Raw genomic sequence first — 18,010 nt, forward strand, 5'->3', positions numbered from 1 at the left:
ATATTAAGCTTTTAAGTTTCTATTTGCAATATTTTCAATTAAAACAGTTGCATAAGAAGCTTTTGGCAATGTAAATTTTACTTTACACTTACTAGTATTTTTATCGAAACTTACAGAAATATCACTTGGATATACTATTGCATCACGTCTATATCCTTTTTCTTTGATATAAGTATCATCAAACAGTTCTTCAATTTTTCTAGCATCTTTAATACTTCTAAATGCTTTTTGACCAGGTAATAATCCTGTTGGTACTATTTTTTTATCTTCAAAATCTTTTTGCATTATATCTGTAAAGTTTTTAGGAGTGAAGAATTTATCTTCTCTATAATCTCTAAATACATCACCGTCCATTGCTTTAAAGCTATCATCTGATTGTTTAAGTCGTTCTACTAACCATTTATTAAAAAAATCACTTTGATAAGCAGCTACAAGCATTTTTGATATTTTTCTATCTTTTATTTGATAGTCTTCATAAATATACTTTCTAGCTTTTTCTAAGTTTTCTAAACCATCATGTCCAAATCGTTGGAAACCAAAATAGTTTGGCATTCCTACTTTTGAAATTTGCTTTAAAAGTTTTTCAATTTTTCCAACATCTTGAGCTTGAACTTCATGTAAATTTATTTCAAATTTATTTCCAATTAAATCACCAATGTTTAGTTTAGAGCCATGAAGCGTAGTTTCTAATATTTTGATTTTCTTGTGTCTAAATTGCTTTAAATCTTTTGAATATTTTTTAGGAATTGAAATATATTGAGTTGTAGTTGCATTTTTATCTTTAAGTCCCGCATATCCTAATTCATTATCATATATTCGTAAGCCCTTTGCTAAACTTTCTATTAAGTCCCAAGTTCCAAGCTTTTGCTTTTTTATTTTTGCAATTATAAAGTTACCACGACCAGTAAATTTAATAGGAACTTCTTCAACAATAAAGTCATCAACATTTTGGTAAAACTTAAAATCTAAACTTTTGTGATCTTGTAAAAACTCTCTTTTTATCATGTATATATCTTTGTATTTATTTTTGTAATTATAGTCTAGTTATTATTTAAAGGGCTTAAGTTAAGAAAATAGATTAAGAAGATGTTATAATAAATAAAACAATAAAGAAGCTAAATGAAAAACAAACTGCACACAACTTTAATATATCCTCTAATTTTAATATTCTCTCATTTTCTAAAGGGTAAAAAAACTGACTATTCAAACTTTTTTTATGATAAAAAAAATGAAAACAATAAAGAAAAAATATTAGAAGTTACATCAAACAATAATGAGTTTTATGAAAATATAAAATACTTTTTTGATAAAAACTCAATAATTTATGATAAAACAAAAGTTTTGTTTCAAGTTGATATTTCAAAAGCACCAGAAGTAAAATCTTATATTTTTGATTTTTTCAAAGTTGTAAATGTTTATCATGCAATGTCAATGCTAGGAGCTAAAATTCCAAATGATAATATACAAGTAGAGCTATCAATTAATAAAAATAAGTTAAATGAATCTCAAATTAATAATCTTTTAAGAACTGCACTTTTAGCCTTTGCTTCAAGAAAAGTTGATAAGCTTTTTTTCAATAAAGAGTTATTAAAAGATGAAAAAAGTTTACAAGCATATGAAACTATGATTTCATATCTTGATAAAGCTACTATTGTAAACTTTTCCAATGCAAAAAGTTTATATGTTTTAACTTGTAAAAAAGATAGAAAAACTTTTGATATTGTATGGTCAAGCCAAGATGAAATTGAGTTAACAGAATTTAATAAAGTTTTAGACAAATATGGAAATGAATTAACAAAAGATATAAAAATCACAAATAGCCCTATTTACGCTTTTCACAAATAAATAATGCAAAAAACTAAAACTATAGAAAGAAAATAAATGACACAAAATATACAAGATTTAAAACCAACAAGACCAAATATAATCACAACTAATATTGATAATGCAATTGGTTTTTACCGTAAGATGGATACAAGTCAAACTGTAAAAGAGATGATTGAAGGGAAATATGTAATTGTTGAAGAATATTTTAGCAATGGTTTACAAGTTCTAGAAGAACTTAAAAAACAATTATTAAAAAAGTTTCCTAATAAAGACTTTCAAACACAACGTGATTATAGAAGTGCTTTTCGTTTAGCTTCTCATAGATTATTATTAAAAATAGTTGATAATAAAATCACGGTAAAAAAAGCACCAAAAATTGGATGGTTAGATATTTTATACCCAGAGCTTAGTGATTTTTATATTTCATTTCCTGAAGTTCAAGGTATGAATAGCTCTTGGCAGTGGAATAAAAAAGGAATAGAGATTAAAACCTTAGATATTACATTGCATCCTTATTATGGAACATACTTCCCTACAAGATTCGATCATTTAAAACTATTTGATAAATGGCTAAAAAAATATGAAGGTTCAAAACAAAAAGCAATAGAAATTGGAGTTGGTAGTGGTATTTTATCTTTTCAATTAATACAAAATGGCTTTAATGATATTTATGCAAGTGATACAAATAAAAATGCAATAATTGGGGTACATGAAGAAGCTAAACGTTTAGGATATGAAGATAAACTTACTTTAAATCATGCCAACTTATTTGAAAATTGTGATGTTAAAGCTGATGTAATAGTATTTAATCCTCCATGGATAAAAGCAAAACACAAACTTGAAGAAGGTATTGATAAAGCTATGTATTATGAAGATGAGCTTTTTAATAACTTTTTCGAACAAGCATTAAAACATTTAAATCCTGATGGAAAAATTGTATTAATATTCTCAAATTTAGCACAAGTAGTTGATGAAAACAGTTCTCATCCTATAATTGATGAATTAAGAAATCATAAAAGATTTAGAAAAGATTTACATCTGACAAGAGAAGTTAGAGCTTCATCAAGAAAAACAAAACGTACAGACCAAAGAGCAAATGAAAAAGTAGAACTTTGGGTATTAGCTGCTAAAAAAAGCTAATAATTTTATATATTTCTTATTGTTTAAATTTCATTAATATTGCTTAGGTAAAATTCTTTTTTTAAAGAATAAAGGTTATAAAAATGTATAAAAAAATAGATCAAAAGTTAGCATCAGTTTTGAGTGAAGATGTAGGAAAATTAATATTAAGAGTTTCTATATCTGTATTAATGCTATTTCATGGTTTTTCAAAATTATCTAGTGGTGTTGATAAAATTGCTGCAGGTTTAGTTAAATCAGGTTTTCCAGAGTTTTTAGCTTATGGAGTATATGTAGGTGAAATTATTTTACCTATATTAATTATATTAGGATTATTTACAAGACTTGCTGCTTTAGGAATGGGTATTACTATGTGTTTTGCAATATTTTTAGTTTATTCAGAAAAGCTATTTATGTTAACTAAAAATGGGGCTCCTGTTATTGAGCTTCCTTTATTATATTTAGTACTATCTATTGTGATATTTTTTATTGGAGCAGGAAAGTATAGTTTAGATAATAAGAAATCTGTTTAAGTAAGATTTGTATTGAACTTTGGGTTAATTCCCAAAGTTCAAAAGTAAATAAGGAAACTTATTTACTTTTTCTTAACAGCCTTAGCATTTGGTAAGTCTGTAATACTTCCTTCATAAATTTCAGCTGATAATCCAACTGATTCATGAAGTGTTGGGTGAGCGTGAATTGTAAGTGCAATATCTTCAGCATCACAATCCATTTCAATTGCAAGACCAATTTCACCAAGTAATTCACCAGCATTATCTCCAACAATTGCACCACCTATTAAAGTATGGTCTTTCTTGTCATAAATAAGTTTAGTAAATGCATTTTCACTAACATCACTTGCAATCGCTCGTCCAGATGCAGACCAAGGGAAAGTAGAAACTTCGTAATCAATACCAGCTTCTTTAGCTTCTTTCTCAGTCATACCTGCCCATGCAATTTCAGGGAAAGTATATGCAATAGAAGGAATCATTTTTGGCTCAAAATAATGCTTTTTACCAGCTATTACCTCAGCTGCTACATGTCCTTCATGTACACCTTTATGAGCAAGCATTGGTTGACCAACAATATCTCCAATTGCAAAAATATTATCTACATTTGTTCTCATTTGTTTATCAACTTCAATAATTCCCCAATCATTTACATTAACACCTGCATTTTCTAAACTTAAAAGTTTACCATTTGCAGCTCGTCCGATTGCAACTAAAACAGCATCATAAACAATAGGTTCAGAAGATACACCCTCACCTTCCATTGAAACATGAATACCATCTTCTTTTGCTTCAACTTTAGCAACTTTTGTATTTAACATAATATTAAATCTTTTTTCATTTGCTTTAGTATAGGCTTTTATCACATCTTTATCAGCAACTGGAACTAATTGATCTTGCATTTCAACAACATCAACTGTAGAACCTAATTTACCATAAACTGTACCCATTTCTAAACCAATAATTCCACCACCCATAATAAGTAGTTTAGAAGGAATATTATCTAAATCAAGTGCATCAGTAGAATCCCAAACTCTTGGATCTTCATGAGGAATAAAACCTAATTCAATTGGTCTTGAACCAGCAGCAATAATTGCATTATCAAATTTAACAATAGTATCAACACCATCTTTTGAAACGCTTACAGTGTTTTTATCTACAAAGTTTGCAAGTCCTTGAACAACTTTTACTTTTCTCATTTTTGACATTGCACTTAAACCATCAGTTAGTTTTTTTACAACACCACTTTTATATGCAGCAATTTTTGTAATATCAATTTCAGGTTTCGCAAAACTTACACCATGAGGTGCAATATCTTCTGCTTCTTCAATAACTTTAGCAACATGAAGTAAGGCTTTTGAAGGAATACATCCAACATTTAAACAAACTCCACCTAAAGTATCATGCTTTTCAACTAAAACAACATCTAAACCTAAATCTGCACTTCTAAAAGCAGCAGAATACCCAGCAGGTCCTGCTCCTATTACTAATACTTGTGCTTTTATTTCTGTACTCATATTTTACCTTCTTTTTATAAAAGTAATAATCTAATATTACTTAGTAATTTAGATAATGTTGTTGTAAATCTAGCTCCATCTGCTCCATCAATAACTCTGTGGTCATACGATAAAGATAATGGTAAGATTAATTTAGGTTCAAACTCACTTCCGTTGTAAACAGGTTTTATCTCTGATTTAGAAAGTCCTAAGATTGCAACTTCAGGCGCATTAATAATTGGAGTAAAGTAAGTTCCACCAATTCCACCTAATGAAGAAATTGTAAAACAACCTCCTTGCATATCAGCAGCTTTTAATTTACCATCTCTTGCTTTAATTGAAAGTTCTTTTAATTCTTTAGCAATATCTTCAAAACCTTTTTTATTTGCATCTTTAATAACAGGTACAACTAAACCATTTGGAGTATCAATTGCAACTGCAATATTTACATATTTTTTGAAAATAATACTTTGACCATCTGAGCTTAATGATGAATTGAAATTAGGATGTAATTCTAATGCTTTTGCAACAGCTTTAACAGCAAATACTAATGGTGAAATTTTAATATCAGCACCTGTTTTTACATAAACTGCATTTTGCTCTTTTCTAAAGCTTTCAAGTTCAGTGATATCTGCTTCATCAAATTGAGTAACATGAGGCATACTAACCCAGTTTCTATGTAATGATGGTCCTGATATTTTTTGAATTCTAGATAATTCAACAGTTTCTACCTCACCAAATTTAGAGTAATCAATCTCTTTTAATTCAGGGAAATCAAAACCTAAACCTGAGCCAGAATTTGTACTAGCCCCAGAGTTAACTTTTGTTAATTCAGCTTTAATATATAATCTAACATCTTCTTTTAAGATTCTACTCTTATTTCCAGTTCCTGAAACCTTTCCTAAATCAACACCAAATTCTCTTGCTAATTTTCTAACACTTGGACTAGCATATACTTTTCCAGTTGTTTTAACAGGTTCACTTGAAGTTGAAACTGCTGGTGTTTTTTCAACAACAACTTCAGCTTTAGGTTCTTCTTTTTTAACAGTTTCTTTTGGAGTTTCAACAACAATATCTTTTTGCATTCTTGCAATTAAATCACCAGTTTTAACTTTTGCTCCTGGCTGTACTAAAATTTCTTTTAATATACCAGTAAAAGGTGCAGGAACGTCCATTGTTGCTTTTTCAGTTTCAAGAGTAATAATTCCATCTTCTTCAAGAATAGAATCACCAATACTTGCAAGAATTTCAATAACATCAACAGCTTCTTCACCACCAATATCAGGAACAAAAACATCTTCAACTACCGAAGTAATTTCTGCTGAACTTGTATTTGTTTCAATAATTGACTTTTCTTCTTCTTTTTTAACTTCTACTTCAACAACAGGTGCTGCTTCTTCTTTTACTTCAGGTGCTGCTTCTTCTGCACCCTCTTTTTTAACACTAGCAATAACCATACCTTCAGATATTTTATCACCAGCTTTTACATTTAGTGATTCAATTGTACAATTATAAGGTGCAGGAATATCCATAGAAGCTTTTTCAGTTTCAACAACAATTATTGCTTCATCTTCTTCTAACTTATCTCCAACACTAACACTAATTTCAATAATTTCTACTTCTTCTCCACCAACATCTGGTAGTTTAATTTCTTCAATACTCATTTTCACACCTTATGCATATAATGGATTTATTTTATCTGGATTTATATCAAACTTAGCAATTGCTTCAACTAATACAGCTTTATCTAATTTTCCTTCATCTACAAGTGAAGCTAAAGTAGTATAAGCAATAAAGTTAGCATCAACTTCAAAGTGAGCTCTTAAGTTTGCTCTTGAATCTGATCTACCAAAACCATCAGTACCAAGAACTTTAAAGTTACCTTTAACATATCCTCTTAATTGGTCTGAATAAATTTTCATATAATCAGTTGCAGAAATAATAATATTATCTTCATCTTCACCTAAAGTACTAGTAATAAATGCTGTTTTATTTTCTTCATTTGGATGTAATAAGTTATATCTTTCCACATCTTGTGCTTCTCTTGTTAATTCATTGTATGAAGTAACAGAGTAAATCTCTGATTTAATATCAAACTCTTTTGCTAAAATATCAGCAGCAGTTCTAACTTGTTCTAAGATTGAACCTGAACCTAATAATTTAACTTTATAATCATTTGAAGCTTCTACTGTATCTAATTTATAAATACCTTTTTTAATTCCCTCTTCAACACCTGTAGGCATTGCTGGTTGTTTGTAGTTTTCATTTAAAGTAGTTAAGTAATAGAATACATCTTCTTGATTTTCACCATACATTCTATTAATACCATCTTGAACAATTACAGCTAATTCATAACCATAAGTAGGATCATATGAAATACAATTTGGAATAGTATTAGCTAAAATATGTGAATGTCCATCTTCATGTTGTAAACCTTCACCATTAAGTGTAGTTCTACCAGATGTTCCTCCAACTAAGAATCCTCTAGCTCTTAAATCTCCAGCAGCCCATGCCATATCACCTGTTCTTTGGAATCCAAACATTGAGTAATAAATATAGAATGGAATCATAGGAACATCATTTACAGAATAAGAAGTTGCAGCTGCAGCCCAAGAACCCATAGCTCCTAACTCATTGATACCTTCTTGAAGTACTTGACCTTTTTTATCTTCTTTATAGTACGCAACTTGATCTCTATCTTGAGGAACATATTTTTGTCCTTCATTAGAATAAATACCAATTTGTCTAAACATACCTTCCATACCAAATGTTCTTGCTTCATCAGGAACAATTGGAACAATTTGTTTACCAATATTTTTATCTTTTACTAGAGTGTTTAAAATTCTTACAAATGCCATAGTAGTAGAAATTTCTCTATCTTTACTTCCTGCTGTAATTGCATCAAATGCACCTAAGCTTGGAATTTCTAATTTTTGAGTGAATTTTTCTAATCTTTGAGGAACAAATCCATGAAGTTCTTCTCTTCTTTCTTTCATATATTTTAACTCAGCAGAATCTTCAGCAAAAGTATAATATGGTAAATTTTCTATTTCTTCATCTGAGAAAGGAATTCTAAATCTATCTCTAAATTGTCTTAATGAAGCAAAATCAACTTTCTTAACACCGTGAGCAATATTTTTACCCTCAGCAGCTTCACCCATTCCATAACCTTTAATAGTTTTAGCTAAAATTACAGTTGGTCTATCTTTAGTTTTACCTGCCACATCGTATGCTGCATAAACTTTTAATGGATCATGTCCACCTCTGTTTAAGTTAAAAATCTCATCATCACTCATGTTTTCAACTAATTTTGCAGTTTCAGGGTATTTATTAAAGAAGTGTTCTCTTGTGTAAGCTCCACCTTTTTGTTTAAAGTTTTGGTACTCACCATCAACAGTTTCTTCCATTAATTGTAAAAGCTTTCCTGATTTGTCTTTTTCTAATAAAGCATCCCAATGTTTACCCCAAATAACTTTAACAACTCTCCATCCATTTCCTCTAAAGTTTCCTTCAAGTTCTTGAATGATTTTACCATTTCCACGAACTGGTCCATCTAGTCTTTGTAAGTTACAATTGATTACAAATACTAAGTTATCTAAACCTTCACGTCCTGCAAGACCAATTGCTCCTAAAGATTCTGGCTCATCACATTCACCATCACCCATATAACAATATACTTTTTGCTCACTACAATCTTTAATACCTCTATTAGTTAAGTATTTTAAAAATCTTGCTTGATAAATTGCTTGAATTGGTCCAAGTCCCATTGATACAGTTGGGAATTGCCAGTAGCTAGGCATTAATTTTGGATGAGGATAAGAAGAAAGACCTTTTCCATCTACTTCTTGTCTAAAGTTATCCATTTGTTCTTCAGTAATTCTTCCTTCAAGAAATGATCTTGCATAAATACCAGGAGCAATATGTCCTTGGAAGAAAACTAAATCTCCACCATCTTTTTCATTTGGTGCTCTAAAGAAGTGGTTAAATCCAACATCATATAAAGTAGCACTAGATTGAAAAGATGCAATATGACCACCAAGTTCTAAGTTCTTTTTAGAAGCTCTTAGAACCATCATCTGTGCATTCCATCTAATAGCTGATCTTATTTTTCTTTCGATATCTCTATCTCCAGGCATTTTAGGCTCATCGTCAACATCAATACTATTTAAATATGCAGTTGTAGCTCTAAATGGTAAATATGTACCTTTTCTTCTAGCTTTATCAATTAATTTTTCTAATAAAAAGTGAGCTCTTCTTGGACCACCTTCTTCTAAAACATTTTCAAAGGCTTCTAACCATTCGCCTGTTTCTTCTTCATTAATATCATTTAAATGTCCGTTTGACATCTATTCTCCTTTTATGTAGTTAAATTTTGTTTATATATTTATATACTTTTATTTTTTATCAATTTATTTACTTATTTTAATAAAAAATTAATTAAAAAAGTATTATATTTTTTTAAGTTTTAAATAAGTTAATTAGAATTTTATGGTTTTAATATTAAATTATGCTGAAATTTAAATTCTTTTATTCAAATTTAAGTTTAATTTAATATTATACTCTTGTTTGAAACACATATTAAAAGGTATCAAAAAAATATTAATGAAAAATAAACAATTTAGATTAATTTTAACTCCTAGAAATAATGCTAAAATAAATATGGCAATTGATAATGCAATAGCATCATCTTATAAGGAAAATGATACTCCAATTTTAAGATTTTATACATGGGAAAACTCTTTTACATTAGGATTATCTCAAAATTTTGAAGATTATACACAATTAAAAGAACAATACAATAACAACTGTGCAAAAAGAATCACAGGTGGAGGAGTATTATTTCATGGACATGACCTTTCATATAGTTTAACAATACCTAGTTCTTGGTTTAAGAACTTAAGTGTTAAGCAATCATATGAACAAATATGTCAGTTTCTTTTACATTTTTATAAAGAGTTAGGATTTAATACTTGTTTTGCAAAAGATTTAGAACAAATAAATTTAAGTAAAAATGAATTTTGTCAAGTAGGCTTTGAAGCTTATGACATTATTGTAAATAATAAAAAAATTGGTGGAAATGCACAAAAAAGATCAAAAAAAATGATTTTTCAACACGGTTCTATTCCACTTATAAAAACACAAGATGATGATAAGTTTGGTTCATCATTAGAAGATTTTAAAATTAATTTAACATTTAAACAACTTGAAGAAAAGCTAATTAGTGCTTTTGAAAAATGTTTTGATGCAAAATTAGTTTTAGATGAATTAAATACTATAGAAAAAGAAAAATTAAATAAACTATTAGAAAGGAATTAAATGTCAGTACCTAGTAAAGTTGGCTTTAAAAAACCTCAATGGCTTAGAAAAAAGCTATCAAATAAAGCGCAAGCAGATATGGAAAAGTTACTTGATAATGCAGGATTACATACAATTTGTCAAGAAGCAAAATGTCCAAATATAAGTGAATGTTTCGCAAAGAAAAATGCAACATTTATGATTTTAGGAGATTTATGTACAAGAAGATGTCAATATTGTAATGTAAAAACAGGAAATCCAAATGGCTATGTTAATGAAAAAGAAGTAGAACAAATTACTATTTCTGTTCAAAAACTTGGTCTTAAATTTGTTGTAATTACAAGTCCTGCTAGAGATGATTTAAAAGATGGCGGAGCAAACCATTTTTATGAAGTTACAAAAAGTATTTTAAATAATACAGAAGACACACAAGTTGAAATTTTAATACCTGATTTTCAAGCAAAAGATGAATCACTACAAAAAGTTGTTGATTCAGGTGCTGTTATCATTGGACATAATGTTGAAACAGTTCCAAGCTTATATAAAGTAAGAAAAGGTGCAACATACGAAAGATCACTAGAAGTCTTACGAAGAATAAAAGAACTTGGTGGCGAAAAAGTTAAAACAAAAAGTGCTTTAATGGTTGGACTTGGTGAAACTGAAGAAGAAATGGTTCAAGTTTTTAAAGACCTTATAAATGTTGGTTGTAAATTTTTAAGTATTGGTCAGTATTTAGCTCCTTCAGGAGATTATGCAACAGTAAAAGAGTACGTTAAGCCAGAGCAATTTGAAAGATATAAAACTCTTGCAATGGATTTAGGCTTTGAATTTGTTCATAGTACTCCATATGCTAGAAGTTCATATATGGCTCATGAGTATTTATCAAATCAAAAAAAATAGAAAATAGAAAATTAAATAAAAAAGGATTATTAGTGGAAAATAAAAAAGTTGGTGTAATTGGTGTAGGAAATGTTGGAGCAACTCTTGCTTTTAATTTAGCAACAAAAAACATTTGTGATGAAGTTGTTTTAAAAGATTTAAGAGAAGATTATCTTCAAGCAATGGCAATTGATATTTCACAAGCAGCAAATGCAGCAAATGCAAGTACAAAAGTATCATCTGAAACTTCTGATTTTGTAAATTGTGATGTAATTGTAATTACAGCAGGAATTCCAAGAAAGCCAGGAATGAGTAGAGATGATTTACTTCTTACAAATGCTAAAATCATGACTTCAGTTATTGATGAAGTTAAAGATGCAAACAAAGATGCTATTTACATTATTGTTTCAAATCCACTTGATGCAATGGTTTATACAGCACTTAAAGCTTCTGGACTTCCAAAAAATAGAGTTTTAGGAATGGCTGGAATTTTAGACTCATCAAGAATGGCACACTTTATTGCAAAAAAACTGGGAACTTCACAAGGAAAAATCAAAACATCTGTAATGGGTGGACATGGTGATGCTATGGTTCCTTTAGTTAATTATTGTACAGTTGATGGTAAAAACTTAACTGATCTTTTATCAAAAGAAGATATTGAAGAAATTGTAACATTAACTAGAAATGGTGGAGCTCAAATTGTTAAACTTCTAGGAAATGGTTCAGCTTATTATGCTCCTGGGTATTCAGCATCATTAATGGTAGAAGCTATTTTAAATGATTCAAAAGAAGTTTATCCTTGTGCTGTTTTACTAGAAGGTGAATATGGTTACAAAAATATAACAGCTGGTGTTCCTGTAAAAATTGGGAAAGAAGGTTGTGAAGAAATTATTGAACTAAAATTAGATGCAGACCAAGAAAATGAGTTTGCTAAATCAATTTTATCTGTAAGAGAACTTACTGATACTTTAGAAGAAAAATTCTTTAATAAATAGTCTTTTGACTATTTATTAATACTCAAACTTATAAATTCCTTTCTACTTAATTAAATATCAAATATCATTAAGCTTCAACAAATAAAAGTTAAAGTAAAATCGCGAATCAACCTCTGGGGGCGCTTTAATTTTAAAGATTAAAAGCTGAGATAGCATATTGCTTGTCCCGTTGAACTTGAACTGGGTAATTCCAGCGTAAGGAAGAGAATTGTAAATAATCTTATAATAATATACTTATCATACTTTATATACAACTTTTTCCTACATAAATAAAAATTTATTTAAGGAAACATATTGAAAATTAAAAATTTAACGCTATCTGCGATAGCTTCATTCACATTACTAACTCCTTTTGCAAATGCAGAAGACATCACACTAGATTCAATTACTGTTACATCTGATTTTAGAGATGCAAGTCTAGATAAAACTAGTAAAGCAATTAGCGTATTATCAGAAGATAAAATAGCTGACAAAGCTCATGAATCACTAGAAAGTGTAATAGGTCAAGTACCAAATGTAAACTTTACTTCAGGTGCTTCAAGAGCTCACTATGTACAAATCCGTGGGATTGGACAAAGAAGTCAATTCAAATCTCCTAAAAACCCTTCAGTTGGTTTAGTTTTAGATGGTATTGATGTATCTGAATCTGCACTTGCACTTACTATGTTTGATGTTAATCAAATAGAAGTGTTAAAAGGACCTCAAGGTACAACATTTGGTTCAAATGGTATGGCTGGAATTGTTAGTTTACAAAGTAATAAACCTACAGAAGATTTTGAAGGTCATATTGAAACTACAATTGGAAACTATAATACTAAAGCTGCAGGTATTGCACTAGGTGGAAGTTTAATAGAAAATAAATTATTAGGTAGACTTTCAGTTTATAAGAATACTAGCGATGGCTTTATGGAAAATAAGTACTTAGGTAGAAAAGACACTCAAAATATTGATGAAGTTGCACTTAAATCACAATTAACTTATTTAGCAAATGATGATCACAAAGTAGATATAAATTTTGCTCATGTTAATGTAGATAATGGATATGATGCTTTTACTTATGATAACTCTTATAATACTTATTCAGGTAATCCAGGAACAGATTCTCAAGAAACAAATGCGATTGGACTTAAATCTACATATAAAATTAACAGAAAAATGCATTTAATTAGCAAAGCTTCTTTTTCAAAATCTAATAGTGAATATTCTTATGATGAAGATTGGTCTTATGATGCTGTATCTTCTTATATCGCAGAAGATAAATATTTTAGAAAAAGAGAAAAAACAGATGTTGATTTAAGATTAGTATCTGACGAAGAAGGTCGAATTTTCAATAATAGTACAGATTGGACTTTTGGAACATATTATAAAAAACAAAGTGAAGACTTAAGACAAAACTATACTTATTTTGCTTCAGATTATACGAATAATTTTGATTCAGAAAACTTAGCTATTTATGGACAGTTAGATTCTGATATTACAAATAAACTTACATTAACAACAGGGTTAAGAGTTGAAAACTGGAAAGCTGAACTTAAAGATTCAGATTCGTTAAATAAAGAGACAGATGAAGTACTAATAGGTGGAAAGATTGGATTAAGTTACCAAGAGAATGAAAATAATTTATATTATGCAACACTTTCAAAAGGTTATAAACCTGGAGGAGCAAATTCAGAATATACATTAAGTCAAGAACGAAAAACATTTAATACTGAGCATTTATGGAACTTAGACATAGGTAAAAGTTTTTCTAATTTTGAAAATAAATTAAAAACTAGAGTAAACTTTTTTTATGGCTTAAGAAAAGACCAACAAGTTGATAATTCATATTATGGAACTAAATGGATAGAATGGATATCAAATAGTAAATCAGGTAGTTATTATGGAGTAGAAGCTCAAACAAACTATTATGCAGATAATACTTTACACTTATTTGCTTCACTAGGATTACTTAAATCAAAACTTGATGAATATGAAAGTACTGATGTTAATGATGGAAGAACACCTGCACAATCTCCACTTTATCAATATAATGTAGGTTTCGACTACATGATTACTGATGATATTCAAATTAAATCAGATATAGAGGGTAAAGATTCATATCATTTCTCAAATAGTCATAATCAAAAATCAAAATCTTATGCACTTTTAAATGCAAGTCTTTCATATTTTGTAAGTGATTGGACAGTTACTTTATGGGGTAAAAATCTTACAAATAAATCTTATCAAACTAGAGGATTTTATTTTGATGGACAAGGTAATGGTGATGAACTTTATACACAACAAGGAAATCCAAGAACATTTGGATTTACAGCGAGGTATGACTTCTAATGGAAATTTCAGTAGATATAAGTATGTACCCTCTACAAGAGGAGTTTAGAAAACCAATTTTAGCATTTATTAATGCTATTGAAAATGAAACTAGTATTGATGTAGTAAAAAATGACCTTAGTACTCAAATTCATGGGGATTATAATATAATCATGGAACTTTTAGAAAAAGAGATGTTTTCTGTTTTTACACAAATTCCTGATTCTATCTTTGTATTAAAATTTGTTGGAAACAATAGACTTAAAAAAGATGGAATATATAAAGAGAAAAGAGACTAAATGAAAAAACTAGTATACCTATTACTTTTAACAACTTTTTTTGCATATGCAAATGAAAAACCAACACTAAATGTATATACCTATGATGCCTTTGCTGCATCATGGGGACCAGCTCCTAAGGTTAAAAAAGCATTTGAAAAAACTTGTAATTGTAATATTAATTTTATAGGAGTATCAAGTTCAATTGCAACATTGCGTAAAATACAACTTGAAGGTAAAAAAACAAAAGCTGATGTACTTTTAGGTTTAGATACAGCAATTGCACAAGTTGCAAAAGATACTAAGCTTTTCTCACCTCATGACTTAGATACGTCTATTATTGATTTACCAAATTCATATAAAGATGACACTTTTGTACCTTTTGATTATAGTTACTTTGCTTTTGTTTATGATGAAGAAAAAACAAAAAAGGTACCTAAATCTTTTGAAGAGCTAGCATCAATGCCTGATGATTTTAAAATAGTAATTCAAGACCCAAGATCTTCAACTCCTGGACTTGGTTTGTTATTATGGGTTAAATCAGTTTATGGTGATAAAGCATCTGATTATTGGAAGCGTTTAGCTCCACATATTTTAACTATTACAAAAGGTTGGTCAGAAGCTTACGGTTTATTTTTAAAAGGTGAAGCAAATATGGCTCTTAGTTATACTACATCATCTGCTTATCATATGGTTGAAGAGAATAAATTCAATATCAAAGCTGCACCATTTAAAGAGGGTCATTATGCACAAATTGAAGTTGCTGCTATTGTTAAATCTTCAAAACAAAAAGAATTAGGTAAAAAGTTTTTAGAGTTTTTATATAGCAAAGAGTTTGCACAACTAATTCCTACATCAAACTGGGCTTATCCTGTTATAAAAGATGTAAAACTACACGAATCTTTTTCTAAATTACACCTTCCAAAAGAGTTTATTTTAATGGATGGGAAAACTGTACAAGAAAAAAGAAAAGCTATTATAAATGAATGGCTTGAAGCTGTTAAAAAATAACAATGAGTAAAGGCTTAAAAGATTTAAAAAGATTTAAAAGCTCTACACTTTTAGGTGGAACTTTATCTTTAGCCTTATTAAGCTTTTGCTTTCTAATCTTTTATACTTTATACACAGCTCAAGAAACAAATCTTTTTACCTCAGTTGATAGCAAAATATATGGCTTATTAAAATTTACAATTTTTCAAGCTTTTTTATCAACAGTTCTTTCACTTTTTGTAGGACTACTTTTAGCTTGGGCATTAGCACATCAAGTAAAGTTTAAAGGGCGAAGTATTTTAATCGCACTTTTTTCTTCATCACTAGTTTTACCAACGCTTATAGTTGTTTTTGGAATTATTGGAATTTTTGGAAGACAGGGTTACATAAACCAAATTAGTCTTTATTTATTTGATACTAACTTTGGGACATATCTTTATGGCTTAGGTGGTATTTTATTAGCTCATGTTTATCTTAATGCTTCTTTTGCACTGCGTTCATTACTTCATAGTTTTGAAGCCATTCCAAAAGAGAAATATAAACTAGCAAAAAGTCTTAATTTTTCAGTTTTAAAATGCTTTTATTATGTAGAGTATCCTGCTTTAAGGCCAAGTTTATTAAGTATTGCTTCTACAATATTTTTACTTTGTTTTACTTCTTTTGCAGTTGTACTTTTACTTGGTGGTAATCCTAGTTATAATACTTTAGAAGTTGCTATTTATGAAGCCGTAAAGTTAGACTTTGATATTCAAACTGCTTTAAAACTAGCTCTTATTCAACTTGGTATTTCTTTTGTTTTAGTAATATTATCATCTTCATTTAAAATAAATACTACAAATATTAAGACAAATAGCTTATCAAGTATTACAAAAAACTCTAAAACAATTCAGATATTACAATGGTTTATCATATCATTATTTACACTATTTTTTATCTCACCTTTAATAGTGATTTTTATAGATGGTCTTAGTGCAAACTTTGCTAAAATACTAAGTGATAAAGTTTTTATTCAAGCATTTGTAACTTCTATAATAATTGCAACTCTATCAGCAATCATAACATTAATAGCAGCAATATTTTTAAGTAATACAAGAAGAAACTTTAGTCTTGATACAAGATTAGCAAAGTATCCTTTTTCAAAAGTATTAAATTTATTTGTTGCCTTTTCTGGTAATATTTATCTAGCTATTCCTTCTTTAGTTCTTGGTTTAGGCTTTTTTATGATGTATCAAAAATATGATGGTTCTTTTACTCTTTGGTCAAGTATGGCTCTTTTAACAGCAAATGTTTTGATGTCCCTACCCTTTGCACTTGCAGTAATAACACCAGCAATGCAAAAAATAGCAAAGAGATATGATAGACTCTCTTTTTCTTTAAATCTTAGTTCATTAAGAAGATACAAAGAAGTAGAATTGCCTTATTTAAAATCATCACTTGCTTATGTTTTTACCTTGTCTTTTTGCTTTTCTCTAGGAGATTTAGGGATTATTGCGCTATTTGGCTCTGATGAATTTATAACCTTACCTTGGTATCTTTATCAACTTATGGGCTCATACAATACAAATGACGCAGCAGGAGTTGCGCTAATACTTTTAGTACTTGTACTTTTTGTATTTATTTTTATACCAAGAATATTTAGGAGTAAAAATGCTTAAAATTAAAAACTTGCAATATAGTTACGAAAATTCAAACTCAAAAGAAAACTATACTTATAATTTAGAAGTTAAAGAGCAAGAAATTGTAGCAATTTTAGGGGAAAGTGGAAGTGGTAAATCAACGCTTTTAGATTTAATTGCTGGATTTATTGAAGCACTTGATGGAAGTATAACACTAAATCAAAAAGAGTTATTAGCTTTAGGTGTTGAGAAAAGACCTATTAGTATTTTATTTCAAAATCATAATCTTTTTGAGCATTTGAATGTAAAGAAAAATATCTTATTAGGTTTAGGAAAAACAAATTTAAATGATGAAAAAAGAGTAAGAAATATTTTAAAAGATGTAGGACTTGAAGAGTTTGAAAATACTTTATCATCACAACTTTCAGGAGGTCAACAACAACGTGTTGCACTTGCACGAGTTCTTCTTAGAAATAAACCCATACTATTACTTGATGAGCCTTTTTCAGGTTTAGATGAGCAAACAAAAATCATAATGCTAGATTTAGTAAAAAATATCACACAAGAGCATAAACTTCATACAATAATGGTTACACATGATAAACATGACTGTGAGAGAATCGCTTCAAAAGTTTATAAAATGAAAGACTATTTACTTTTAGAAGAGATTTAGATGTATAATATAAAAGGACTTACACA

The 18,010-nt window shown here is 28.9% G+C and carries 15 protein-coding genes and 1 riboswitch; of the genes, 11 read left to right on the forward strand and 4 right to left on the reverse strand.

Annotation, left to right across the window (positions count from 1 at the left end):
* Window positions 1-3 precede the first annotated feature (3 nt).
* Window positions 4-1,005, reverse strand: a complete 1,002-nt coding sequence (locus D3Z07_RS05995) for a tRNA pseudouridine(13) synthase TruD (protein WP_122893330.1) — start codon at window positions 1,003-1,005, stop codon at window positions 4-6.
* Window positions 1,006-1,119: 114 nt separating this feature from the next.
* Between D3Z07_RS05995 and D3Z07_RS06000 the strand changes: the two genes are divergently transcribed.
* From D3Z07_RS06000 to D3Z07_RS06010, 3 genes are all read left to right on the forward strand, one after another.
* Window positions 1,120-1,845, forward strand: coding sequence for a hypothetical protein (locus D3Z07_RS06000; protein ID WP_122893331.1), 726 nt, complete (start codon window positions 1,120-1,122; stop codon window positions 1,843-1,845).
* Between the two features lie 36 nt (window positions 1,846-1,881).
* Window positions 1,882-2,967, forward strand: a complete 1,086-nt coding sequence (locus D3Z07_RS06005; RefSeq protein WP_122893332.1) for a methyltransferase — start codon at window positions 1,882-1,884, stop codon at window positions 2,965-2,967.
* A gap of 83 nt (window positions 2,968-3,050) precedes the next feature.
* Window positions 3,051-3,479, forward strand: coding sequence for a DoxX family protein (locus tag D3Z07_RS06010; protein WP_076084652.1), 429 nt, complete (start codon window positions 3,051-3,053; stop codon window positions 3,477-3,479).
* 62 nt (window positions 3,480-3,541) lie between these two features.
* Here the strand turns inward: D3Z07_RS06010 and lpdA are convergent, their stop codons facing one another.
* The 3 genes from lpdA to aceE are packed head-to-tail and all read right to left on the reverse strand — an operon-like array spanning window position 3,542 to window position 9,297.
* A complete protein-coding gene (gene lpdA / locus D3Z07_RS06015; RefSeq protein ID WP_076084649.1) occupies window positions 3,542-4,972 on the reverse strand; it encodes a dihydrolipoyl dehydrogenase in 1,431 nt (476 codons plus the stop codon).
* Between the two features lie 14 nt (window positions 4,973-4,986).
* Window positions 4,987-6,615 (reverse strand): dihydrolipoyllysine-residue acetyltransferase, encoded by a 1,629-nt coding sequence (locus D3Z07_RS06020; RefSeq protein WP_122893333.1) that lies wholly within the window; start codon window positions 6,613-6,615, stop codon window positions 4,987-4,989.
* A 9-nt stretch (window positions 6,616-6,624) separates the two neighbouring features.
* Window positions 6,625-9,297 carry a pyruvate dehydrogenase (acetyl-transferring), homodimeric type gene (aceE, locus tag D3Z07_RS06025; protein ID WP_076084643.1) on the reverse strand — a complete coding sequence of 891 codons (2,673 nt, stop codon included), beginning with the start codon at window positions 9,295-9,297 and terminating at the stop codon, window positions 6,625-6,627.
* A gap of 256 nt (window positions 9,298-9,553) precedes the next feature.
* Here aceE and D3Z07_RS06030 point away from each other — a divergent pair, with 256 nt between their 5' ends.
* The 8 genes from D3Z07_RS06030 to D3Z07_RS06065 all read left to right on the forward strand — a co-directional run bounded on the left by D3Z07_RS06030 (window position 9,554) and on the right by D3Z07_RS06065 (window position 17,984).
* Window positions 9,554-10,267 carry a lipoate--protein ligase family protein gene (locus D3Z07_RS06030; RefSeq protein WP_076084639.1) on the forward strand — a complete coding sequence of 238 codons (714 nt, stop codon included), beginning with the start codon at window positions 9,554-9,556 and terminating at the stop codon, window positions 10,265-10,267.
* Complete coding sequence (lipA, locus tag D3Z07_RS06035; RefSeq protein ID WP_076084636.1) at window positions 10,268-11,146, forward strand: lipoyl synthase; 879 nt, start codon at window positions 10,268-10,270, stop codon at window positions 11,144-11,146.
* A 32-nt stretch (window positions 11,147-11,178) separates the two neighbouring features.
* Complete coding sequence (locus D3Z07_RS06040) at window positions 11,179-12,120, forward strand: malate dehydrogenase (RefSeq protein WP_076084634.1); 942 nt, start codon at window positions 11,179-11,181, stop codon at window positions 12,118-12,120.
* Between the two features lie 105 nt (window positions 12,121-12,225).
* Window positions 12,226-12,339: riboswitch (TPP riboswitch) on the forward strand.
* Window positions 12,340-12,414: 75 nt separating this feature from the next.
* The gene (locus D3Z07_RS06045) at window positions 12,415-14,448 is read left to right on the forward strand and encodes a TonB-dependent receptor (protein ID WP_122893334.1); all 2,034 of its coding nucleotides are present in this window, start codon (window positions 12,415-12,417) and stop codon (window positions 14,446-14,448) included.
* The gene (locus D3Z07_RS06050) at window positions 14,448-14,726 is read left to right on the forward strand and encodes a hypothetical protein (protein WP_122893335.1); all 279 of its coding nucleotides are present in this window, start codon (window positions 14,448-14,450) and stop codon (window positions 14,724-14,726) included. The genes D3Z07_RS06045 and D3Z07_RS06050 overlap by 1 nt, the downstream gene beginning before the upstream one ends.
* Entirely contained in the window at window positions 14,727-15,716 is a 990-nt protein-coding gene (gene thiB / locus D3Z07_RS06055; protein WP_122893336.1) for a thiamine ABC transporter substrate binding subunit, read from the forward strand.
* 2 nt (window positions 15,717-15,718) lie between these two features.
* On the forward strand, window positions 15,719-17,350 hold the full coding sequence (locus D3Z07_RS06060) for an ABC transporter permease subunit (protein ID WP_076084625.1): 1,632 nt from the start codon (window positions 15,719-15,721) through the stop codon (window positions 17,348-17,350).
* Window positions 17,343-17,984, forward strand: coding sequence for a thiamine ABC transporter ATP-binding protein (locus D3Z07_RS06065; RefSeq protein WP_076089202.1), 642 nt, complete (start codon window positions 17,343-17,345; stop codon window positions 17,982-17,984). Before D3Z07_RS06060 ends, D3Z07_RS06065 begins: the two co-directional genes overlap by 8 nt.
* Window positions 17,985-18,010: the final 26 nt, after the last annotated feature.

Origin of the sequence: Arcobacter peruensis (genome assembly GCF_003711085.1) — a bacterium.
GTDB classification, from domain to species: Bacteria; Campylobacterota; Campylobacteria; order Campylobacterales; family Arcobacteraceae; genus Poseidonibacter; species Poseidonibacter parvus.